The following is a 22,028-nucleotide window of genomic DNA, read 5'->3' on the forward strand; positions in this document are numbered from 1 at the left end:
CATGGCGGTCGGCCCCGAATCCCGCGCGTTTCCCCGGCCTTGATCCGCCGGATGTCCGGGGCGGGCCAGGTAGTCAGGTGCCGTTGCGCAGGTACTCGCGCACCCGCGGGAGCTGGCGGCGGCTGATCGGCATCGGGTCCAGGTCGTCGTGGAACAACAGGCGGTTGTCGGTAGGTCCGAGGGTTTCGATCCCCTTGATCGACGCCTTCACCGCCAGGCAGCCGCGGTGCACCCGCAACAGCGCCGGGCCGTAGAGACTCTCCAGATCCCGCAGGCGGCCATCCACAAAACCCGCCAGGCGCGCGGAACGCGCCATCACGTAGCCGCCCTCGGCGATGAAGATATCGACCCGCTCCAGCGGGACGCGCTCCTCGCGCCGACCCACCGTGATGTGCACCTCGTTGGGAAAGGTTTCGACCCGCCCCTGCTTCTGTTGCACCGCGCGCTGCAGCGCCTGGTCCAGTCGTTCGCGGCGTACCGGCTTCAGCACATAGTCGCGCACCCCCGCCTCGAAGGCCTCCAGCGGGAAGCGATCATGGGCGGTGACCAGGATCACGGTCAGCCCCGGGTCGGCGGCATGCAGGCGCCGCGCGAGCTCCAGCCCGGTTTCGCCGGGCATATCGATATCGAGCAGCAGGGCATCGGGCGTGTGGTCTCGCAGGCGCGTCTCGACCTCACCGGCGTGCGCGGCCTCTGCCACCACCCGATGCCCCAGCTCCCGGGCCAGGGCGCTCAGGCGCTGGCGGGCGATGGGTTCATCGTCGGCGACCAGCAAGTCCAGTGGGCGGTCGTTCATGGGGTTCCCTCCCGGGTCGCGAGGGGCAGCCGGATGCGGACCTCGAACGCCCCGTCGCCCCCGTCGGTTTCGAAGTGTACCCGTTCACCGAAGGCATGCTGCAGTCGCAGCCGCACGGCCTCGGTGCCGGTCCCGGTACCCTCGCCGCGGGCCTGCGCGTCCACGCTGTTGCCGAGGATCAGCGTCACCCGGCCCGAGTCCATGCGGCAGCGTACCCAGATGCGGCCCGCTCCGCGCGCCGGGGCGATCCCGTGCTGGATCGCGTTCTCCGCGAGCGGCTGCAGGAACAGCGTGGGCACCGGCACGTCCAGTCCGGCATGGTCGGGACAGTCCCAGTCCAGTTCCAGGCGCTCGCCGAAGCGGGTCTGCTCGATCCCGAGGAAGGCGCGGACCAGCTCCAGCTCCTCGCGCAGCGAGTGGCGGTCCCCGGTGGCGAAGGTGGCGCGGAACAGGTCCGCCAGATCCAGGGTGATCTGCTCCGCCCGTTCCGGGTCACTGCGGCACAGGCCGGCGATGGTGTTCATGCTGTTGTAGAGAAAGTGCGGGCGCAGGCGGGCGCGCATCGCCTGTTCGCGGGCCGCGGCCACGGCCCGGGTCTCGCGCTGCCAGGCCGCCTGCAGGTAGAGGTAGTGCATCGCCACCAGGCTGAGGATGGTCGCCACACCGATCACCGGCCAGCGCAGGGCCGGGTCGGCCAGCACCAGCTCCTCCGCCAGACGATAGACGATGGCCGTGTTGGCGATGGGCACCAGTGGCGGCAGCACGATCTGGGCGGTCAGGGGGAGCCGGTGCAGCGGGCGCTTCAGGGCGCACAGGATCAGAAGGCTGGTCAGCGCCACCCAGAAGATGAACAGGGCGTGCAGCGCCAGGGCCGACAGCCAGTCCTGCCCCCCGCCGCGCAGCAGGGCTACCGCCAGCGCCAGCAGCACGGCCACCATCAGCACGCGCAGCAGCGTCTCGGCGCTGCAGAAGTCCGGCAGCGGCGACAGCTCCCCGTTGGTCTGCCTGGCGGAGTCCCCCTGGGCCATGCGTCAGTTGCTCCCCTGGTACCGGGCCTCGTTCCGGGGACGTGGTCGTGCCATGTTCACCCCCCCTTTGTGCCCGTATACTTCCGTGTCTTTCCAAGTCCCTTCAGGAAGCACCATGACGCAGGATTCCCCGCACGACAAGCCAGCCGCCACACCCGCCGCCTCCGGCGAGGCCAAGCTGTGGGGCGGACGCTTCTCCGAGCCGACCGATGCCTTCGTCGAGCGCTTCACCGCCTCGGTGGCGTTCGACCGCCGTCTGTATCGCGAGGACATCCAGGGCTCCCAGGCCCATGCACGCATGCTGGCGAAGGTCGGGGTGCTGACCGACGACGAGGCCGCGCAGATCCTCGAGGGGCTGGACGCGATCCGCGACGAGATCGCCGCCGGTGCGTTCGACTGGCAGGTCGGGCGCGAGGACGTGCACATGAACATCGAGGCACGGCTGATCGAGCGCATCGGTGACGTCGGCAAGAAGCTGCACACCGGGCGCTCGCGCAATGACCAGATCGCCACCGACATCCGGCTGTGGCTGCGTGCGAGCATCGACGACATCCTGCGCCTGATCCGCGGCTACCAGGACGGTCTGGTCGCCCTGGCCGAACGCGAGGCGGATACGGTGATGCCGGGTTTTACCCACCTGCAGACCGCGCAGCCGGTCACCTTCGGCCACCACATGCTGGCCTGGTACGAGATGCTGGAGCGCGATGCCGAGCGCCTGCGTGACGCGCGTCGTCGGGTGAACATCCTGCCGCTGGGCGCGGCCGCGCTGGCCGGTACGCCGTATCCGCTGGATCGCGAATACACGGCCGAGTTGCTGGGCTTTGATGGCGTGACCCGCAACTCCCTGGACGCCGTCTCCGATCGTGACTTTGCCATCGAATTCACCGCGGCCGCGGCGACCCTGATGATGCACCTGTCGCGCCAGGCCGAGGAGCTGGTGCTGTGGACCAGCGCCCAGTTCGCCTTCATCGACCTGCCGGATCGCTACTGCACCGGTTCCTCGATCATGCCGCAGAAGAAGAACCCGGACGTGCCCGAGCTGGTGCGCGGCAAGACTGGCCGCGTCTATGGCCACCTGATGTCCCTGCTGACCCTGATGAAGAGCCAGCCGCTGGCCTACAACAAGGACAACCAGGAGGACAAGGAGCCTTTGTTCGACACGGTCGATACCCTGCTCGGGTCGCTGCGCGCCTTCGGCGACATGGTGCCGAACCTCGAGGTGCGGCGGGAGAATACCCTGGCCGCGACCCGCAAGGGGTTTGCCACCGCGACCGACCTGGCGGATTACCTGGTTGGTCGCGGCGTGGCCTTTCGCGACGCCCACGAGGTGGTCGGCCGGGCGGTGCGCATCGCCCAGGAACGCGGAGTGGATCTGGCGGAGCTGCCGCTGGCAGAGCTACAGGCGATCAGCCCGGCGGTGGGCGAGGATGTCTTTGCGGTGCTGACACCGGAGGGCTCGGCGGCCGCGCGCAACCTCACCGGGGGGACCGCCCCGGACCAGGTCCGCCGCCAGGCCGCAGCGGCGCGCGAAAACCTGGCCGCGCTGGCCCGCGCGGATACCTGACGCAGAGGGCCTTGCCGGACGGACACGGGGAGAGCGCGACCCCGTTCGCCGCGAGCCTTACCTGCGATCCAGCGTGGACTCCAGCACTTCCCAGTGCACGTTGCCGTGGACGACCTCGTAGGCCAGCAGCAACTGGCCATGCGCGGAGTCACCCTCGAAGTTCGCCAGCACCCACTGGTGGTTGAGTATGTGGATGCCGTCGCGGCGGAAGGCGTATTCCTCGCCCGCCGGGGCCTCGTGGGGGATCAGGTCGGTCTGCGGCATCAGGTCGTCGGCCAGGCGCTCATTCGGGCGCACCATGCCGCGGCGTTGCAGGTCCTGGATGTGGGCGTTGGTCAGACCCAGTTCCACCGGGCGCGGCACTTCGTGGCGGGTGTACTGCTGCAGTTGCATCTGCGCCTGCAGCAGGTCGCGGTTGGCCTCCGACAGATCCTGTTCCAGACCGTTGCCGCGGGCGATGTAGATCGCCAGCACGACCACGAAGAACAGCATGAAGCCGAGCCACACCAGGCGTTCGCTGGTCTTCAGGTTCTGCGGCTTGGGGTTGTCTTGTTCGGACACGGGGCTTGCCTCCGGGATGCATGCGGACGGCCGGTGGCCACGGGCCCCGGCCGGGGAATGAACGTGCGACCGCCGTGGGTTCCTGAACCGGGGTCGTTGCGACGCGCATGATAACCCCTGACACCGCAACCTGCCGAGCTGCCCCATGTCGGTCCACGACCCTGCACAATCTGACCTCCCCGAAACGGAACTGGAGTGGATCAACCGCTTCGCCCGGTTGCCGGAGGCCTTTTATGACCGGCCCGCCCCGGCCCCGTTTCCCGGCGCCAACTGCCTGGCCGCAAGCCCCGACATGTGCGGTCGCCTGGACCTGGACCCGGCCGCGTTGGAGCGCGATCCGTGGTTGGGGGCCTGTACCCGGGGGAGCGAGCTGCCGGGCGCCGAACCCCTGGCATCGGTGTATGCCGGTCATCAGTTCGGAGTATTCGTGCCACAGTTGGGGGATGGTCGCGCCAAGCTGCTCGGCGAGGTCCGAACCGCCCGGGGCGAGACCTGGGAACTGCAGGTCAAGGGGGCTGGGCCAACCCGGTACTCGCGAGGGGCGGACGGTCGTGCGGTTGTCAGGTCCTCGGTGCGCGAGTACCTGGTCTCCGAAGCGATGGCGGCGCTGGGTGTGCCTACCACGCGGGCCGTGGCGCTGTTTGGTTCCAGTCTGCGGGTCTATCGCGAGCGTATCGAACCGGGGGCCATCGTGCTGCGGGCGGCGCCGTCTTTCCTCCGCTTCGGCCATTTCGAGTACTTCCACTACAACGGCTACAGCGCGCGCCTGCAGGAGCTGATCGACTATGCCCTGGCGCACGACTATCCGGAGCTGGTGGATGCCGAAGATCCGGTGGCTGCGATGCTGGAGGCGGTGATTGGACGCACCGCGGAGATGATCGCGGACTGGCAGGCCATCGGGTTTTGTCACGGGGTGATGAACACCGACAACATGAGTCTGGCCGGGCTGACCATCGACTATGGTCCGTTCGCCTTCATGGATGCCTTCGACCCCGGCTACATCTGCAACCACACCGACCAGGGCGGGCGCTACGCCTTCGATCAGCAGCCGCAGATCGCGCAGTGGAACCTGATCCGCCTGGCCGAGACCCTGGTGATTTACTTCGCCGACCCTACCCGGGAGGCGGCGATCGAGCGCGCCAAGGCCTTGCTGCAGGATTTCCAGCCGCAGTACCGCCGTGCCTGGCTCGCGCGCATGCGGGCGAAACTCGGCCTGCAGGCGGCGCAGGAAGGCGACGAGGCCCTGATCCAGGACCTGCTGGCCCGCATGGCGGCCGAGGGCGTGGACTACACCCGCTTTTTCCGCCAGTTGCCGGATCTGGAGCAGGCGGAGACGCGCGCGCAGCTGGAATCGGAACTGGAGGATCGGGACGCCTGGCAGGCATGGTGGTCGCGCTTCCAGGCACGCCTGGCGCAGGAAGCCCGGGCGGCGGATGCGCGCCGGGCGGCGATGAACGCGGTCAACCCGAAGTACATCCTGCGCAACCACCTGGCGCAGGCCGCAATCGAGCGGGCCGAGGCCGGTGATCCCTCCGAGGTGCTGCGCCTGCAGCGGATTCTCGCCCGGCCGTTCGACGAGCAGCCCGAGTTCGAGGCCTATGCCGATCTGCCCCCGGCGTGGGCCAGCGGCATCCAGCTGAGTTGTTCGTCCTGACCGGACGGAATGCGTGCGGGGTGTGGAATGAATGCCCCGAGCTTACCCGAGGATGCCGCGCAGGATGTAGAAGTAGACCACCGCGAGGATGGCCCCGGCCGGCAGGGTCACGATCCAGGACAGGAAGATCATCCGCACCAGCCCCAGGTTGATCGCGGCGATCCCGCGCGCCAGGCCCACCCCGAGGATCGCGCCGACCAGGGTGTGCGTGGTGGAGATCGGCAAGCCGGTGCCCGAGGCCAGCACCACGGTCGCCGCCGCCGCGGCCGTGGCCGCATAGCCACGACTGGGCGTGAGCTGGGTAATGCCGGTGCCGACGGTCGCGATGACCTTGTGGCCGTAGGTGAACAGGCCGAAGACGATCCCGAACCCGCCCAGCAGCAGCACCCACATCGGCACGACCGTCTCGGTGCTCACATCGCCGGTCTGGATCACGTCCACGACCGCGGCTAGCGGCCCCACCGCATTGGCGACGTCGTTGGAGCCCAGGGCGAAGGCCATCGCGCAGCCGGTCACCACCATCTGGACGCCGAACACCTTCTCGACATTGGCAAAATGGGAGCCCTCTTCGCCCACGCCCGTGGGGTCGTCGAAGCGCAGGCGGCGGATCGCCATCATCCCGAGCACGACCACCACCGCGCTGATCAGAATGGCGAAGCCATAGGCCTGCAGCGTCGTCAGATCCAGCCCGACATGGGTCAGCCCCTTGAACATCGTGACCAGGGCGGTGACGAAGGCCGTCAGGAAGATGTATAGCGGGGCCCAGCGCTTGGCGTTCTTCAGCGGATCGACGGTGTCCAGGATCAGGATCTGCACACTGCGGAACAGGGCAAACGCAATCATGCCGCCGACCATGGGCGAGACCACCCAGGACATCGCAATGGTCCCGACGCGCTCCCAGCGCACCACCTCGAACCCCAGCCCCACCACGGCAAAGCCGACGATCGCGCCGATGATGGAGTGGGTCGTGGAGACCGGCCAGCCGAAGTAGGAGGCCACGAGCAGCCATGTTCCGGCTGCGGCCAGCGCGGCCAGCATCCCGTACACGAGCAGTTCGGGGTTGTCCGCCATCAGGCTGGAGTCGACCATCCCGCTGCGGATGGTCTGGGTGACCTCGCCGCCGGCGAGCCAGGCCCCGGAGAATACGAAGATCGCGGCGACAAAGACCGCCTGGCGGATGGTCAGCGCGCGCGAGCCGACCGAGGTACCCATCGCATTGGCGACGTCATTGGCGCCGATGCCCCAGGCCATGAACAGGCCGAAGATCACTGCAAGGCCGAGCAACAGGGTGCTGTATTCCATGCGGTCCTCGGTTCCTTACTTGGTATGGCCTGTTACTTCGCCAGCATCAGTTGCAGGCGGCTGCCTACACGCTGGGCCAGGTCGGCCAGCTCGCCGATCGAGTCGATCACGCGGTACATGAAGATCACGTTAACCGGGGGCAGCTCCGCCTCCTGGGCGAACAGGATCTCGCGCACCTCGCGCTGGGCCTCGTCGGATTCGTGCTCGATCTGGTCCAGTTCGGTAAGGATGCCGTTGACGACCTCGACCTCGTGTCCGCGGAAACCCGCCTCCACCAGTTCGTCCAGTTCGTTGATCGCCCGACCGGCCTGATCGACCGCATCCACGCTGCGGTCGAGGAAACGCTTGATCGGTTCCCGCATGTTGTCGGGGAACTGCATCTGGCGGCCCAGCATCAGCCCGGCGATGTCCTTCGCCATGTTGGCGATGCGATCCTGGATCAGCAGGGTATCCAGCACGTCGCGGCGCGACATCGCCAGCATCATGCCCTTGGGCAGGTGCAGCCGCAGGTCCTTCTTCAGGCGGTCGGCCTCGCGCTCCAGCTTCGCGATCTTGCGCTGCTGCTCGCGCGCTGCCTCCCAGTCATCGCGCGCCATGGCTTCCATGAACGGGGGGAGCTCGGCGATGCAGGCGCGGATCTTCTCCATGTGCGCCTGCAGCGGGCGCACCGGGGAACGGCCAAACAGCTCGAAGACGAAGTTCTTGGGGGACATGGCGGCGCGAAGGTTGTCACAAAGCCATAATCTAACGCAAAACACCGTGGCCCGCGCGGACTTGTTCGTGTCGAGGCCGCCGTTCTGCGCTAGACTCGTGGATCAGAGCTGGGGGTGCCCGCCGTGGATGCGGGCTGAGAGAGTCCCCTTGAACCTGAACCGGTTAACACCGGCGGAGGGAAGCTCGGTCAACGGTCTGCTGTACCCGGGGTCCCTGCCCCCGCGATCGCCCTGCCCGCGCTCCCTTCGCCTCACGCGACAGCAGAGGTCCGATCATGAGCGCCATCCCAGAGTCGTTTGCCCGCAAGACCGCCGAGGTCTCCGCGGAGGTCACCCGCCCGTTCCCGAACTCCGAGAAGCGCTACGTCGAGGGGTCGCGCGCGGACATCCGCGTGCCGTATCGCGAGGTCGCGCAGACGCCGACGATGACCTCCGGCACGCCCGAGGAGAACCCGCCGATCCCGGTGTACGACACCTCCGGCCCCTACACCGACCCCGAGGCGAGCATCGACCTGCACCGGGGCCTGGCGGACCTGCGCGGCCCGTGGATCGACGAACGCGCGGACACCGAGTGGCTGGACGGCCCGAGTTCGGAGTACGGCCGCGCCCGCGCCGCCGACCCGGAGCTCGCCCGCCTGCGCTTCGAGCACATCCGCCCGCCGCGCCGCGCGAAGGCCGGCGCGAACGTCTCGCAGATGCACTACGCCCGCCAGGGCATCATCACCCCGGAGATGGAGTTCGTCGCGATCCGCGAGAACAACCGCCTCGAGGCGCTGCGCGCCGACCCGCGCTACCAGAAGCTGCTGCGGCAGCACGCCGGTGAATCATTCGGCGCCTCCATCCCGGATGAAATCACCCCCGAGTTCGTGCGCGAGGAGATCGCCCGCGGCCGCGCGATCATCCCGGCCAACATCAACCACCCCGAGCTCGAGCCGATGATCATCGGCCGCAACTTCCGGGTGAAGGTGAACACCAACATCGGCAACTCCGCGGTTACCTCCTCGATCGAGGAGGAGGTGGAGAAGCTCGTGTGGTCCGCGCGCTGGGGTGGCGACACCCTGATGGACCTGTCCACCGGCAAGAACATCCACGAGACCCGCGAGTGGATCCTGCGCAACTCGCCGGTGCCGATCGGCACCGTGCCGATCTACCAGGCGCTGGAGAAGGTCGACGGCAAGCCCGAGGACCTGACCTGGGAGCTGTTCCGCGACACCCTGATCGAGCAGGCCGAACAGGGCGTGGACTACTTCACCATCCACGCCGGCGTGCGCCTGCAGTACGTGCCGCTGACCGCCGACCGGGTGACCGGCATCGTCTCCCGCGGCGGTTCGATCATGGCCAAGTGGTGCCTGGCGCATCACCAGGAGAACTTCCTCTACACCCACTTCGACGAGATCTGCGAGATCATGCAGGCGTTCGATGTCTCCTTCTCGCTGGGCGACGGCCTGCGCCCCGGCTGTCTGGCCGACGCCAACGACGCCGCCCAGTTCGGCGAGCTGGAGACCCTGGGCGAGCTGACGCAGAAGGCCTGGGAACACGACGTGCAGGTGATGATCGAGGGCCCCGGCCACGTCCCGCTGCAGAAGGTGAAGGAGAACGTCGACAAGGAGCTGGAGGACTGCTTCGAGGCGCCCTTCTACACCCTCGGCCCGCTGGTGACCGACATCGCCCCGGCCTACGACCACATCACCTCCGGCATCGGCGCGGCCAACATCGGCTGGTACGGCACCGCGATGCTCTGCTACGTGACACCGAAGGAACACTTGGGCCTGCCCAACAAGCAGGACGTACGCGACGGCATCATCACCTACAAGATCGCCGCCCACGCCGCCGACCTGGCCAAGGGTTTCCCCGGCGCGCAGCTGCAGGACAACGCACTCAGCAAGGCGCGCTTCGAGTTCCGCTGGGAGGACCAGTTCAACCTGGCGCTGGACCCGGAGCGCGCACGCGAATTCCACGACGAGACCCTGCCGAAGGAGGCGCACAAGGTCGCCCACTTCTGCTCCATGTGCGGCCCGAACTTCTGCTCGATGAAGATCACCCAGGACGTGCGCGACTACGCCGCGGCCCAGGGCATCTCGGAGGACGAGGCCCTGAAGAAGGGCCTTCAGGAAAAGGCGGTCGAGTTCGTCGAGAAGGGCGCGAAGATCTACCGCGAGGTGTAGGCCAGCGGGGCTGGCCCGGGTCAGGACGCCCTACCGCACCTCGATGCGGTCGCGGCCGTTCTCCTTCGCCGCATACAGGGCCTGGTCGGCACGATCAAAGGTGTCGACCCGGCTTTCACCCGGCCGGTATTCGGTCACGCCGAAGCTCGCGGTGCGCCGCCCGACCGTCTCGAAGTCGAAGGCATTGATACGGGCCTGCAGGTCACGGGCGACCCCCTGTGCCTGCGTGACGGGCGTCTGCGGTAGCAGCACGAAGAACTCCTCGCCCCCGATCCGGCCGATCGCATCCACCTCGCGCAGATTCTGGCGCAGCAGGTCCGCGAACTGTCGCAGCACGCGGTCACCGGCACTGTGCCCCCAGGTATCGTTCACCGCCTTGAAGTGGTCGATGTCCATCAGGATCACCGAAAACGGTTCGCCGTAGCGCTCGGTGCGGGCCCGCTCCGCCTCGAACAGGCGCTCGATATGGGCGCGGTTCCATAGCGAGGTCAGCTCGTCGACCTGCGCCGAGCGTTCCAGCTGGCGTTGCTGCAGGAAGCTGTGCTTGCGCGCATGCTCCAGCATGAAGGCACTCAGCGCGCCGAAGCTGAAGGCGGCCAGCACCCACAGGAGATGCAGCTGGATCAGCTCGCCCTGCATGGGATCGCGGAAGGCGGCGACAATCACCAGGGCAACGATGGCGGTGGCGGCCATCGTGGCCGGGCGCAGCGGCAGGCCCGATATCGCGAAGGTCCACATGATGCTGAGGTAGATCTCGGGGGCGAACACCAGGAACTGCGGCGACCCGGTGTTCAGATAGAGATTGGCGCCATTCGCGATCACCGGCGCTACCATCAGCAGGGCCCACATCGGCCGTTGCAGGGGGGCCCGCAGGCTCATCGCGGCCACCGCCAGCAGCAGGCCGGGCACCAGCATCGCATGCGCGACCAGTCGTTCGCTGTGCAGGTCCGCCGCCACAGACTGTTCGACGGCGCTGAACAGGAGGTACATCAGGGCCGTCAGCAGCGCGACATAGCGGACCTGCGGGATGCGCGCCTGGCGATGCCAGGCGTCGAACGCCTGTTGAACCGCGGTGTCTTCCCGGTGCAGCGGGTCCCAGAGGGCCCGTGGGCGCCTGGTGTTATCCAAGCCTTGACTCCTCTTCTGGCCCGAGCCGCGGGCGAGGGTAACTACATGGCGCCGCTCATGCCGCCCATACCCATCAGTCCGGCACCGATCCCGAAGATCATGCCCAGCACCATCAGGATCAGGTAGATCAGCAGCAGCACACCGAAGATCGTGAAGTAGATCCGCAGGCGCCCGAGCGCGTACTTGATCGCCTCGGGGTCGCCGCTTTCGAAGGCGCGCTGGGAGGCACCGGCGGCCTGCATCAGGACCACGCCAGCCCAGATCGGGATCCACGCGATGATGATGCCGATGATCGACAGGGCGGTGAGTACGCCGGAGATGATCAGCATGATGCCGATCAGTTGCATCCAGAACTTCCCGCGAACGAGTGGTTCGATCAGTCCGCGGAGGTCGGCCCCGCTGGTTGCGTCCTGTTCCATGTTCAGACTCCTTGTCGTATTGGCTGGTCGTGACGGGTGGGTCTCCGGAGCATAGCAGGCCGCCTCATGCTGTGACGCATTCGTTGTTTTGGCGCGTGCAGCCCGTGCATACTCGACCGGGTGCAAGCCCGAAGAGCAGGGCCGGGTCACGGCTCGAGAAGCAGGGGGATGTATGAGCGATCAGGGACGACGCAGGGATGCCGGCCGCAGCGGGCCGCAGGGCACGATGCTGTTTCAGGGGCAGGCCGTGCCCGAGCCGGAGGCGGTAGCCGATCCCGCCGGCGAGGAGACCCCGCCCGGTGGCCATCCGGTGCTGGTGGGGCTCTCCGAGCCCTTCGGCCAGCAGCGCCTGACGCTCAAGCCGGGCAAGCGCTCGGTCGGTCGCCAGGCGGACAACGACATCGTCCTGCAGGAGGGCAGCGTGTCCTCGCAGCATGCCTGGCTGGTCAACGACGGGGGCGAGTGCCGGGTGGTCAACCTGCTCTCCACCAACGGGACCTGGGTGAACGACGAAAAGGTGCACGAGGCCGTGCTGAAGGACGGCGACCATGTCCGTTTCGGGCGTGCCGAGTTCGTCTTCCGCCGCCGCGATGACGGCTCCGATGCCCGACCCGGTGGTGGCCGCCGGTCGCGCTGGCGCTGGCTCGGTATCGCGGTCGTGGTCCTGGTGCTGGCGGTGATCGCGCGCATCCTGCTCGAGACAGCCTGAGGGCCGGGCCCGGCTCCCCCATGCAGCGGATCGGGCGCTACGGGGTCGGCGAGGAGATCGGTCGCGGTGCGATGGCCGTGATCCATCGTGGTTACGACCCGGACATCCGCCGGCCGCTGGCCATCAAATCCCTGCAGCCCGACTACGCCTGCCGCCCCGAGTATCGCCGGCGCTTCCTGGCCGAGGCCCGCGCGGCCGGCACGCTGACCCACCCCGGTATCGTCACCATCTTCGATGTCGGCGAGTCGGATCACCAGCCGTTCATCGCGATGGAGCTGCTGGACGGAATTACGCTCGCGGAATTCGCCGACCAGTTCCGTCCGTTGCTGTTGCGCAATGTCCTGAAGATCGCCATCCAGCTGGTGGAAGCGCTCGATTACGCGCACCGGCATGGTGTGGTGCACCGGGATATCAAGCCGGAAAACATCATCGTCACCAGCGCCACGGCCAATATCAAGGTGATGGACTTCGGCATCGCCCGCACCCTCAGCGACCCCGACTGGCGGGCCGACGATGATGGCTATGTCGCCGGTTCCCCACACTACATGGCCCCGGAGCAGGTGCGCGGCCAGCCCACGGATGCGCGGGCCGACCTGTATTCGGTCGGCGTGGTGCTGTACGAACTCCTGACCGGCGCCACGCCGTTTCGTGGCCACGATGTCGAGACGCTGCTGACCCGGGTGGTCCGGGACCCCGTACCGTCACCCCGAGTCATCGTGCGCGACTGCCCGCAGGAACTGGTCGAGCTGGTAGTGCGCCTGCTGGCGAAAGACCCGGACCAGCGCTATCAGTCGGCGGGCGAACTGCTGGTGGACCTCGAACGCATCGAAGAGCAACGCAGCGAACGTGAGCGGGCCGGGGCGGGCCGCCGCATCGTCCCGTTGCGGTTGCGCTGGGCGGCGGTGATGGGGGTCCTGGTCGCGGTCACGCTGGTCGTCGGCGGGGCCCTGGTCCACCAGAAGCAGAATGCGGTGATGACCGACCTGGCCTTCGACTATGGCTCCACGCTCGCCCAGATCATCTCGGTGGAGAGCGCCGAGGACCTGCTGCTGGAGGACACCATCGCGGTCCAGGGCCGCCTGCGCGACATGCAGGCCAACCGCGAGATCGCCCTGCTGAGCGTGGCGGACCATCGCGGACGGGTGGTGGCCAGCAGCGATCCCGAGGCCATGGGCCAGCCGTATCAGCCGCCGCCCGAGGAGCATCTCCTCCAGCGCCGCGACGGCCAGGCCGTGTGGTCCGTGGCCGGGCCGGATGGCGGGGAGCTGTTCCTGTTCGAGGCCCCGGTGCGCTACCAGGATCACCACATCGGCCAGCTCCAGGTCGGGTTGTCCACCGGGTCGCTGCGTGCGGCCAACGAGGCCACGTTCATGGCCCTGCTGATGCTCACCCTGGTCACGTTGCTCGCGGTGCTGCTGGGGGCCTACGTCCTGGCCCGGCGCCTGCAGGAACCCCTGGACCGCCTGCGCGGCGCCCTGGACCAGATCGGTCAGGGACGGCTGGACACGCGCATCCGGGCCCGGCGTCGGGATGACTTCGAACGTGTCTTCAGTGCCTACAACGCGATGGCGGATTCGCTGGAGGCGCGCATGAAGCGGCGCACGGACGGGGTGAGCGAACCCGGCACCGGCCACGCAGCATCTCCCGGGGACCGGACCCAGGAACTGGCCCCCGAGGACCTGCCGTCCGAGGCGGCCCCGAGACGGACCGGAACCGACTAAGGAAACACTGATCCCTGTACACGCTCGCGTTGGCACCCCAGGTTTTCCGAGACCAGGCGCATCGTGCAGCGGGTAGTGGTTCTACCGGCCCGTTTCGGATGGATTTGGGGCGCAACGCAGAATCGGAAAACCTGGGGTACCAACCCCGAAGGGGCTCGGCCGCCCGTTGCTATCAAAAACGGGTGCGCGAACGGCGTTGCGGCTCCCTTGTGCAGAATGACTGCATGGCGGTCACCGCGCATTAAACGCACGCAAAAGCGACTCGAGCGCGAGCGTGTACAGGGATCAGTGTTTCCTTAACCGTCGAGGGCGTCCAGCCGGCGCTGCAGTTCCAGCGCGCGCAGCCGGTACCCGCGGGCCGCCTCGAACTCGGGGTCGATCGCCAGCGCCTCGTCCCACAGCGCGATCGCGGTATCCAGGTCCTGGTTGCGGTAGCGCACGATGGCCTCTGCATGCAGGGCCTCCTTGTGCTGTTGCTCCAGTTCGGCGTGGTGCTGGCGGGCGCCGGAATGCTGCGGGTCCCGGGCGAGCACCTCGCCAAAGGCCTCCAGCGCCTCCGCGGTGTCCCCGGCTGACCGGGCCTCCAGGCTGCGCTGGTACCAGTAGCCCTTCTCCGCCTCGAGTGCCAGGGGCTCCAGCCAGTCGGCCCATTGCGTCTCCGCCTCGGGGTGCTCGCGGGCCCGCTCCACGACTTCCAGGGCCGCGCCGAAACGCTCCGCGGCCAGGTCGGCCTCGAGGGCCCGGCGCAGGCCGTCCTCGCCCGCGCCGGGCGCGGCATCCGGGTCCAGCGCGGTCAGCTGATCATCCAGGTCGCTCGCGTCGCGCGGCAGCGAGGAGGCATCCCGGGGGATGCGCAGTCGCTGCCCGACCAGCAATCGGTCCGGGCGCTCGAGATCGTTGTACCGCGCGAGGATCACGAAGCGGTTGGCATCGCCCAGGTGTTCGCGGGCCAGTCGGGCCAGCGTCTCACCCGGTTCCACCGTGTGCTCGAAATGCGCCTCGCCGAGCATGGCCCGCGGATCCCCGGAAAGCTGCTCGCGCAGATGACGGGCGGCGTGGTTCCGCGGCTCGTCCGCGAGGATCCGGTCGAGCGCGACCTGTGCCCGGTCCATCTCGCCGCGCTGCAGGAGCTGCACGATCTCGGCGATCTCCAGACGTTCGATCTCCGGTTCTTCCGCTGCCGGTTCGGGCGCGGGGGGTTCCGCAGGCGCCGTTTCTTCCTCGGCCTCCGCATCCGGGTTGAATACCCCCTGCAACTGCGCGCAACCGGGCAGCAGCCCGGCCAGCGCGGCGAGCAGAACGAGGCGTAAAGGCAGGGTGCGGAACTGCGTCATGGCAAGATCTTCGGTTCGGGCGCGGTGCGGCGCCTGGAGTATACGATCGGCATCAGTCCAGCGGCCACAGCAGGATCGCCAGCGCCGCGGCGAGCAGCAGCAACAGCGCCAGCGTCGGCTGGATACGGGCCTTCAGGTGCCGGCGCCAGAACCGGCCACGGGGTCGCGCCGCCCGCCAGGTGGCGAGCGCCACGTTGTCGCCGCCGGGCCCGGCGCGCCGCGCCGCCTCGCGGGCCGCCTCGGTGGTCGCGGTGCCCAGATCGGGATGGTCCAGCAGTTCGACGATCGCGTCCGGCGCGAACTGTTCCCAGAAGCCGTCGGAACACAGCAGGAAGCGGGTCTGGGCGGTCACGGGCGCCGCGTCATGGTCGACCCGTATGGGGTCGACCACGCCCAGACCCTGCAGCAAGCGATTCTGCTCCGGGTGCGTGGCCATCTCCGCCTCGCGGATCACCCCCTGGTCGACCAGCTGCTGCACCCGTGTGTGGTCGCGCGTGCGGCCCTGCAGGCGGTCGCCCTCGATGTGATACAGGCGGCTGTCGCCGCAATGGGCCCAGCAGGCCGAGTCCGGCGTAACGTACAGGGCTACCAGTGTGGTTCCGGGGCACAGGGCCGGATCGGCGCCGCCTTGTTCCAGCAGGGCCGCATGGGTCTCGTGGAACAGGCTCTCCAGCAGGGCAGGGCCATCCGCGGTCCGCCCCGCGCAGCGATTCCACAGGCGTTCGGCCGTCGCCACGGCCGTCTGCGACGCTTGCGCCCCGCCCTCGTGGCCGCCCATGCCATCGGCCACCAGCAGCAACGCGCTCTGCCCGTCGGGCCCGTGCAGCACGGTCACCGCATCCTGCTGCTCGGCGCGGCCACCTGTCTCCCTGGCGTATCCGGTTTCCATAGCCATTCCCGGTTGGCAGTCCCGCCATGATCGCGCAGTCGGCTCGTGCCTGCCAGGCCCTGCAGCGGTTGGCTAGGAGCCTGTCGGATCTGGGACTGATCTGCTGCCCTGCGCTCGCGACGATCGTCGAAACCCGACAGGCTCCGAATCGCTCTCGCGGTGGTAGTTCCGTGACCACGCGCCCACCCTATGAAAGGTGCTGCCCGTCTGGGCAGAATCCGTGGGCCGGGTTTGAGCGAGGGATAAACTGCCCCAGAGCACGTCGTTTGCCGGAGGGGTAAAAGCACCGATACCTACCCGAAGACAACACCGGGAGCCGGGCGGGCAGGGGCTATGAAATCGCGTTCTTCTTCATGCGATACAGCAGGGTGTCGCGTGTGATCCCGAGCAGGCGGGCAGCCCGCGAGCGATTGCCGGCGGTACGCTCCAGGGCCTGCCGGATCAGGTCGATCTCCAGGCGTTCCAGGCTCAGACCGTCGGGCGGGATCACCCACGGACCGTGTTTTTGGTCGCGCGGCGACTGCATCCAGGAATCCGGCAGATCCTGCGGCCGGATCGTCTGACCGGCCATGAAGATTACACAGCGCTCGACCAGGTTCTTCAGCTCACGCACGTTACCAGGCCATGGCCAGCGTTCGAGCCAGCGCAACAGCTCTGGCGTGAAGTGTGGTGGTTCAAGCTCATGGGCGTTGGCGAGCTCCAGGCGGAAATGCTCCACCAGACGCCGCACATCGCCCTGGCGCTGCCGCAAGGGTGGCATTTCCAGCGGCACCACAAACAGACGAAAGAACAGATCCGCCCGGAACCGGCCCTCGGTCACATGCTGGTTCAGGTCTTGGTGGGTCGCGGCGATGATGCGGACATCCACCTTCTCGGGGCGAGCCGCCCCCAGCGGCTGGCATTCGCCGCTCTCCAGAAAACGCAGCAGCTTGGCCTGTGCCCCGGGAGGCAATTCGGCGATCTCGTCAAGCAGCAGGGTGCCGCCATCGGCCTGGCGAATCAGGCCGGACTGGGCCTCGTGTGCCCCGGTGAAGGCCCCGCGACGGTGACCGAACAGCTCCGACTCGACCAGATCGGCCGGCAGGGACGCGCAGTTCACGCTGATCAGCGGTGCCGCACTGCGCCGGCTGTGCGCATGGATCCGGCGCGCCAGCCGTTCCTTGCCGGTTCCGCTCTCGCCCTGAACCAATACGGTCGCGTCGGTACGCGCAACCAGACTCGCCTGCCGCATCAGCGCCTGCAGTTCGGGGGAGTCACCAATCAGTTCGGGAGGGACGTCCATCAGACAACATCTAACCGGATTAACAGGACTGAAAGCCTGCCCGGACCCGGCCCGTCTGGCAAGGCATGCGACGCGGCGCGGCAGCAGTCAAAGTGCGAGCTTTGCCGCGCCCGGTATGGCATTTGCCACACCCTCGGCTTAGGCTCCTACGGAGCGACCGCGCGCAAAACACTCCTCCGAACAGTGTGTTGAGAGGGCCCACGCGGGCTGGCACGGGGTTTGCCTTTGTCCAGGCTCCTGATGGACAAAGGAGCAGGATGCAATGAAAGCGCGATACGCCTTGCCGGGCTGTCTGATGATGGGTGCGGGCCTGATACTCGCCGTTACGCCCCTGGCAGCCGATGAACTGCCGCGGCTGAGCCCGGTCGTCATCACGGCTTCGCCCATGACCGGTCCAGGCGTGGTGACCACCGACCCGCGCCAGCCTCGCCTCCCGCTGCCCGCCCACGACGGCGGCGCCTATCTCGGCTCCATCCCGGGGTTCACGGTCAGCCGCAAGGGCGGCACCAGTGGAGACCCGGAGCTGCGTGGGCTGGGGGGCTCGCGCCTGTCGATCCTGCTGGACGACGCCCCGATCCTCGGCGGCTGCGGGGGGCGGATGGACCCGCCAACCGCCTATGTCTATCCGCAGGCCTACGAACATATCGAGGTCACCAAGGGACCGCAGAGCGTGCGCTATGGTGCCAGCCCCGCCGGCGTGGTGCGCTTCGAGCGCGAGGCCCCGCGGTTCGAAACCGCCGGAGAGGTCCGGGGCTTTACGGGGATCACCGTGGGTCGCTTCGACCGCTTCGATCTGGTCACGGATATCGCGACCGGAAACGAGCACGGTTACATTCGCGGCATTGGCACCCTGTCCGACCAGTCCGACTATCGCGATGGCGACGGCAATAGCGTGCACTCGCAGTACTCGCGCTGGAGTGGCACCGGCATTGTCGGATGGCGCCCGGATGACGACACTCTGGTCGAGTTCACCCTGGACCGCTCGGATGCCGAAGCCGCCTACGACGATCGGGGCATGGACGGCACGCAATTCGAGCGCACCGGCTACAGCCTGGCCGTGACCCGAGAGCGCCTCGCACCCTGGCTGGACCAGATCGAGGCCCGGGTCTTCTACAACGAAATCGACCACGTGATGGACAACTTCACGCTGCGCGAGCCACCGGGCATGCCGATGGTCAGCTACCCCGACCGTGTGACGACCGGGGCGCGCCTCGCCGCTGATTTCGTGCTGCCGGGCGAGGCCCTGCTGCACGCGGGGGCCGAATATCAGCGTAACCGGCACCGGGGAAACCGCCTGATGGGCATGGCGGCGCTCGGCTGGCGTGACGTGCCACGTAACGACACCGCCCGATTCCGCGATACCGGCGTGTTCGCGGAGCTGGAGTATCCGCTGACGGATACCCGCCGCCTGGTCACGGGGCTGCGCGTGGATCGCTCGCGGGCCGAAGCCCAGGCCGAAAACGGGTTTGGTGGTGCCGCGACCGGAAGCGTCGACAGCAGCAACCAGATGAGCGGCTTCCTGCGGGTCGAACAGGACTTCGCGGCCTGGCCGGCCACCGGGTACCTGGGTATCGGGCGGGCCGAACGCGCCGCCGACTTCTGGGAACGCCGTCGCGTGTTCGAGCTGGAGACCGAGACGCTCACCCAGCTCGATCTGGGCGTACAGGTGCATCATGGCGATCTGACCGGGTCGCTGGCCGTGTTCTACGGTCAGTTCGATGACTACATCCTGATCGCCCGCGACGCCCCCGAGGCGCGCAACGTCGATGCCACCACCTATGGCGCCGAGCTGGACCTGGCCTGGGCGCTGCACCCAAGCTGGACCGCCCGCGCCAGCGCCGCCTGGGTGCGTGCCCGGAATGACAGTGATGGCGTGCCTCTGGCGCAGACGCCCCCTGCCGAGCTGACGCTGGGCCTGGAGTACGCGGCCGGGAACCGCTTTGCCGGGGCGCAGGTGCGCGGCGTTGCGCGCCAGGACCGCATCCACCTCGATCACGGCACCATCTACAGCTTTGATACCGAGGAAACGCCCGGATTTGCCACCACCGCGGTCTATGTCGGGATGGAGGTCTTCGGAAACTCGCGGGTCACCTTCGGTATCGACAACCTGTTCGACCGCAGCTACCGCGAGCATATCCAGCGCGGTCAGGCCGAGCTCGGCACCGCGACACGCTCCATCAACGAGCCGGGGCGAACGCTATGGGCCAACTGGACCGTGGAATTCTGAGCCAATATCGGGCGCATGGGTTGCGCCGGCGGCCCACTACGAGGAAGCAAGAAATGAACACATCCATTCGCACGCTTTGCGCATTCGCGCTGGTCGGTCTGTTCGCCACATCCGGTGTACATGCCCATCATGTTGAGGGCCACGAAGAGCCGGGGTTCTGTGACTGCATGGAGGGCGTCGAGATCGATGAACGGCCCTGGGTGCGCCTGATGCCCCCCGGAATGCCCAGCACCGCGGGTTACATGACCTTGCGCAACACGACGGAAGAAGACATCGAGATCGTGTCCGGGTCGTCGCCGGTGGCGGCGGTCACCGAGCTTCACGATCATGTGGAAGACGACGCGGGCGTGATGCGCATGCGCGAGGTGGAAGCCATCACCATTCCGGCCGGTGGCGAAGTTGCGCTGCAGCCAGGCGGCCTGCATGTGATGCTGATTGACCTCCACGAGCCCCTGCAGAAGGGCCAGGAAGTCTCTATCGAGCTGCATACCCGCTCAGGCGAGGTGTTCACCGTGGAGGCCGAAGTCCGGCGAGCCGATGGAGGGATGGGTCATGGCCATGGACAGGGCCATGGGGCCGGTGGCCATCACCATCACTGACCCGTCAGGGGGCCAGACACCTACCCGGTGGCGCCGATCCAGAACTCGATGGAGCGGCCGAGAAACTCGTCCCAGGTCATGTAGTGCGAGCCGTCACAGGAGAAGGTCAGGCTGACCATGCCGTTGAACAGGTTGATGGAGGCGGAGCGCAGGTAGATGGTCTCGTCCGCGTAGCGCAAGGCCTTCAGCCCCTCCAGTACCCGGCCGACCTCGTCCTTCGGGATGAGTGCCTCCTCGGGGTACGGCTCGTGCGGAAACGCCAGGCACACGTCGGGATCGCCGAGGGATTCGTGGGTCAGGATGCGGTAGCGGTACGGGTCCTCGGTGGTCCACAGCGTGGCGCGTGAACTGGAGAAGTGGAATACCCCCTGGAACACCCCGCGCTCGGTGAACAGTTCCTCGATGATGGCCAGGGCCGTATCCATGTTCTGGTCCATCAGGCTCTCGGTACGGCTCTGCAGGAACAGCGTGCCGCGGATGGACGGATCGCCCTTGATCTGCCGCCACTCGTTCGGCTCTTCGTACAGGTCCTCGGAAAAGTCGGGCAGGTTGCGCAGGTCAAAGTCCGCTCCGAGAAAGCCCAGCGCATTGCCGTCGCTGTCGCGAACCAGCTGCAGCGCGGTCAGCGAGGGCCGCCGTCCGAGCAGGCTGATGTAGGCATCCGAAAGCAGGAAGCCCGTCGCCGGCACGACCTCCTTCATGTACGGGCGTTGTGACCGGTCGCGCCCGAAATGCTCCGGCAGTACGCCGCTGCGCGAGATGTTGTCGGAGAGCTGGATGCCCCGGGTATTCAGGGCATAGACGAACGTGGCCTCAGGGATCTGGCGGATCGCCTCTTCCAGAATCGAGTCCAGGTCCTCGCGGCGCGGCCAGACCGCGGACAGCCGACGCGCGATGTTGGCCAGAGGCTCCTGCAGCTTGTTCTCGAGGTACTCGCGCTGGTGCTCGATCGCCTTCTTCAGTTCCGTCATGGTGCGGGGTCGTCTCCTTTCGGTGCGGCGCGGATTATCCCCGATCGGGGGTTTCGTTGTCGTGAAGGGCCTCGTGGCTCCATGCGTTTGGCACTTCGCGTTGCGCAAAAGGTCCGAGCAGGAACCGTGCCGACAAACCTGATGACCGATGCCCGAAACCACAACCTCCCTTACCACCTTGACTGCCCGTGCCGCGCGCCCAGAGGATCTCGATGCCATCAACCGCCTCGTCGCCGAGGCGATTGAGGACTGGCCGTTGCCCGAACGCGTGCGCCGCCTGGCCCTGCCGGCCTACCGCTACACCGAGGCCGACCGGATGTTCCTCGACATGGTCGTGCTGGAGTGCGCAGGCGACGTGGTCGGCGTCGCGGCCTGGGAGGCGGCGGGGGCCCAAGAACTGCCGGAGGGTATACCGGATGGCCTTCTGCTCCACGGCCTCTATGTCGGGCGCGCCGCGCGCGGGCAGGGGGTGGGGCGGCAACTGGTCGAGGCCAGTCGCGCCGCCGCGAGGGAGGCCGGTGTCGCCGGGGTGCTGGTCAAGGCCCAGGCCTCCGCCGCCGGTTTCTTCGCCGCCATGGGCTTCGCCCCGGTGCCGGTCCGCGATCGCGACCGGGATTACGAACAGCGTTACTGGTGGCCGGCGAAGGGCGCGTCCTCTCCGCCCTGAGCTCAGCGCCGCGGGCGCTTGCGGTGCCACTGTCGGGCAAACAGCCCCACGATGATCGCCATGGCCAGAAGGCCCAGGCCCAGCGGCCACGCGTGTTCCGGAGCGCTCAGGAAGTGAAGCAACGAGAACCCTTCGCCATGGCCGTGCCCCGGGTGGGCCAGAGCGGGGCTGCTGGCGAGCGTGAGGACTGCGGGAATCAACGGGCGCATCGACATCGGGGGTTCCTCCTGATTGAACCGGGGGGATCACCATAACGCCCGGCGGCCGCCGCCGTCATGCGCGTGATCCCGTGTCGTCGT

General features: G+C 67.8%; 20 protein-coding genes and 1 riboswitch. Of the genes, 8 read left to right on the top strand and 12 right to left on the bottom strand.

Annotated features, from left to right (window positions below; translation table 11 throughout):
* Positions 1-73: 73 nt before the first annotated feature.
* Positions 74-796, bottom strand: a complete 723-nt coding sequence (locus D106_RS0103915; RefSeq protein ID WP_018879277.1) for a LytTR family DNA-binding domain-containing protein — start codon at positions 794-796, stop codon at positions 74-76.
* Positions 793-1,824: a sensor histidine kinase gene (locus D106_RS0103920; protein WP_018879278.1), complete on the bottom strand. Its 1,032-nt coding sequence runs from the start codon at positions 1,822-1,824 to the stop codon at positions 793-795. Before D106_RS0103920 ends, D106_RS0103915 begins: the two co-directional genes overlap by 4 nt.
* 115 nt (positions 1,825-1,939) lie before the next feature.
* Here D106_RS0103920 and argH point away from each other — a divergent pair, with 115 nt between their 5' ends.
* Positions 1,940-3,388 carry an argininosuccinate lyase gene (argH, locus tag D106_RS0103925; RefSeq protein WP_018879279.1) on the top strand — a complete coding sequence of 483 codons (1,449 nt, stop codon included), beginning with the start codon at positions 1,940-1,942 and terminating at the stop codon, positions 3,386-3,388.
* A gap of 57 nt (positions 3,389-3,445) precedes the next feature.
* On the opposite strand, the gene D106_RS0103930 is transcribed toward argH, so the two are convergent.
* Positions 3,446-3,949 (bottom strand): hypothetical protein, encoded by a 504-nt coding sequence (locus D106_RS0103930; RefSeq protein WP_018878231.1) that lies wholly within the window; start codon positions 3,947-3,949, stop codon positions 3,446-3,448.
* A 145-nt stretch (positions 3,950-4,094) separates the two neighbouring features.
* On the opposite strand from D106_RS0103930, the gene D106_RS0103935 reads away from it, so the two are divergent.
* Positions 4,095-5,603 carry a YdiU family protein gene (locus tag D106_RS0103935; RefSeq protein WP_018879280.1) on the top strand — a complete coding sequence of 503 codons (1,509 nt, stop codon included), beginning with the start codon at positions 4,095-4,097 and terminating at the stop codon, positions 5,601-5,603.
* Positions 5,604-5,645: 42 nt separating this feature from the next.
* On the opposite strand, the gene D106_RS0103940 is transcribed toward D106_RS0103935, so the two are convergent.
* Positions 5,646-6,905 (bottom strand): inorganic phosphate transporter, encoded by a 1,260-nt coding sequence (locus D106_RS0103940; protein WP_018879281.1) that lies wholly within the window; start codon positions 6,903-6,905, stop codon positions 5,646-5,648.
* 32 nt (positions 6,906-6,937) lie between these two features.
* A complete protein-coding gene (locus D106_RS0103945) occupies positions 6,938-7,618 on the bottom strand; it encodes a TIGR00153 family protein (protein ID WP_018879282.1) in 681 nt (226 codons plus the stop codon).
* A gap of 100 nt (positions 7,619-7,718) precedes the next feature.
* A riboswitch (TPP riboswitch) is annotated at positions 7,719-7,816 on the top strand.
* Positions 7,817-7,893: 77 nt separating this feature from the next.
* Between D106_RS0103945 and thiC the strand changes: the two genes are divergently transcribed.
* Complete coding sequence (gene thiC / locus D106_RS0103950; protein WP_018879283.1) at positions 7,894-9,783, top strand: phosphomethylpyrimidine synthase ThiC; 1,890 nt, start codon at positions 7,894-7,896, stop codon at positions 9,781-9,783.
* 30 nt (positions 9,784-9,813) lie between these two features.
* On the opposite strand, the gene D106_RS0103955 is transcribed toward thiC, so the two are convergent.
* Together D106_RS0103955 and D106_RS0103960 are read right to left on the bottom strand one after the other, a co-directional pair.
* Positions 9,814-10,911: a diguanylate cyclase gene (locus D106_RS0103955; protein WP_018879284.1), complete on the bottom strand. Its 1,098-nt coding sequence runs from the start codon at positions 10,909-10,911 to the stop codon at positions 9,814-9,816.
* A 41-nt stretch (positions 10,912-10,952) separates the two neighbouring features.
* Positions 10,953-11,330 carry a DUF5362 family protein gene (locus D106_RS0103960; RefSeq protein ID WP_018879285.1) on the bottom strand — a complete coding sequence of 126 codons (378 nt, stop codon included), beginning with the start codon at positions 11,328-11,330 and terminating at the stop codon, positions 10,953-10,955.
* A gap of 226 nt (positions 11,331-11,556) precedes the next feature.
* On the opposite strand from D106_RS0103960, the gene D106_RS0103965 reads away from it, so the two are divergent.
* Entirely contained in the window at positions 11,557-12,039 is a 483-nt protein-coding gene (locus D106_RS0103965) for an FHA domain-containing protein (RefSeq protein ID WP_018867585.1), read from the top strand.
* Positions 12,040-12,059: 20 nt separating this feature from the next.
* Positions 12,060-13,760 (top strand): serine/threonine-protein kinase, encoded by a 1,701-nt coding sequence (locus D106_RS0103970; protein WP_018879286.1) that lies wholly within the window; start codon positions 12,060-12,062, stop codon positions 13,758-13,760.
* Between the two features lie 296 nt (positions 13,761-14,056).
* On the opposite strand, the gene D106_RS0103975 is transcribed toward D106_RS0103970, so the two are convergent.
* The 3 genes from D106_RS0103975 to D106_RS0103985 all read right to left on the bottom strand — a co-directional run bounded on the left by D106_RS0103975 (position 14,057) and on the right by D106_RS0103985 (position 17,265).
* Positions 14,057-15,094, bottom strand: coding sequence for a LysM domain-containing protein (locus D106_RS0103975; protein ID WP_018879287.1), 1,038 nt, complete (start codon positions 15,092-15,094; stop codon positions 14,057-14,059).
* A gap of 52 nt (positions 15,095-15,146) precedes the next feature.
* Entirely contained in the window at positions 15,147-15,983 is an 837-nt protein-coding gene (locus D106_RS0103980) for a PP2C family serine/threonine-protein phosphatase (RefSeq protein WP_018879288.1), read from the bottom strand.
* Positions 15,984-16,314: 331 nt separating this feature from the next.
* Positions 16,315-17,265 carry a sigma-54-dependent Fis family transcriptional regulator gene (locus D106_RS0103985; protein WP_018879289.1) on the bottom strand — a complete coding sequence of 317 codons (951 nt, stop codon included), beginning with the start codon at positions 17,263-17,265 and terminating at the stop codon, positions 16,315-16,317.
* 298 nt (positions 17,266-17,563) lie between these two features.
* Here D106_RS0103985 and D106_RS0103990 point away from each other — a divergent pair, with 298 nt between their 5' ends.
* Together D106_RS0103990 and D106_RS0103995 are read left to right on the top strand one after the other, a co-directional pair.
* Entirely contained in the window at positions 17,564-19,492 is a 1,929-nt protein-coding gene (locus tag D106_RS0103990) for a TonB-dependent copper receptor (RefSeq protein ID WP_026280557.1), read from the top strand.
* A gap of 53 nt (positions 19,493-19,545) precedes the next feature.
* Complete coding sequence (locus tag D106_RS0103995) at positions 19,546-20,091, top strand: copper chaperone PCu(A)C (protein ID WP_018879291.1); 546 nt, start codon at positions 19,546-19,548, stop codon at positions 20,089-20,091.
* A 20-nt stretch (positions 20,092-20,111) separates the two neighbouring features.
* Here the strand turns inward: D106_RS0103995 and D106_RS0104000 are convergent, their stop codons facing one another.
* The gene (locus D106_RS0104000) at positions 20,112-21,062 is read right to left on the bottom strand and encodes a PDC sensor domain-containing protein (RefSeq protein ID WP_018867581.1); all 951 of its coding nucleotides are present in this window, start codon (positions 21,060-21,062) and stop codon (positions 20,112-20,114) included.
* Positions 21,063-21,210: 148 nt separating this feature from the next.
* Between D106_RS0104000 and D106_RS0104005 the strand changes: the two genes are divergently transcribed.
* Entirely contained in the window at positions 21,211-21,729 is a 519-nt protein-coding gene (locus D106_RS0104005; RefSeq protein ID WP_018879292.1) for a GNAT family N-acetyltransferase, read from the top strand.
* 2 nt (positions 21,730-21,731) lie between these two features.
* On the opposite strand, the gene D106_RS0104010 is transcribed toward D106_RS0104005, so the two are convergent.
* The gene (locus D106_RS0104010; protein WP_018867579.1) at positions 21,732-21,944 is read right to left on the bottom strand and encodes a hypothetical protein; all 213 of its coding nucleotides are present in this window, start codon (positions 21,942-21,944) and stop codon (positions 21,732-21,734) included.
* Positions 21,945-22,028 lie beyond the last annotated feature (84 nt).

Source organism: Thioalkalivibrio sp. ALE9, assembly GCF_000377445.1.
Lineage (GTDB): Bacteria > Pseudomonadota > Gammaproteobacteria > Ectothiorhodospirales > Ectothiorhodospiraceae > Thioalkalivibrio.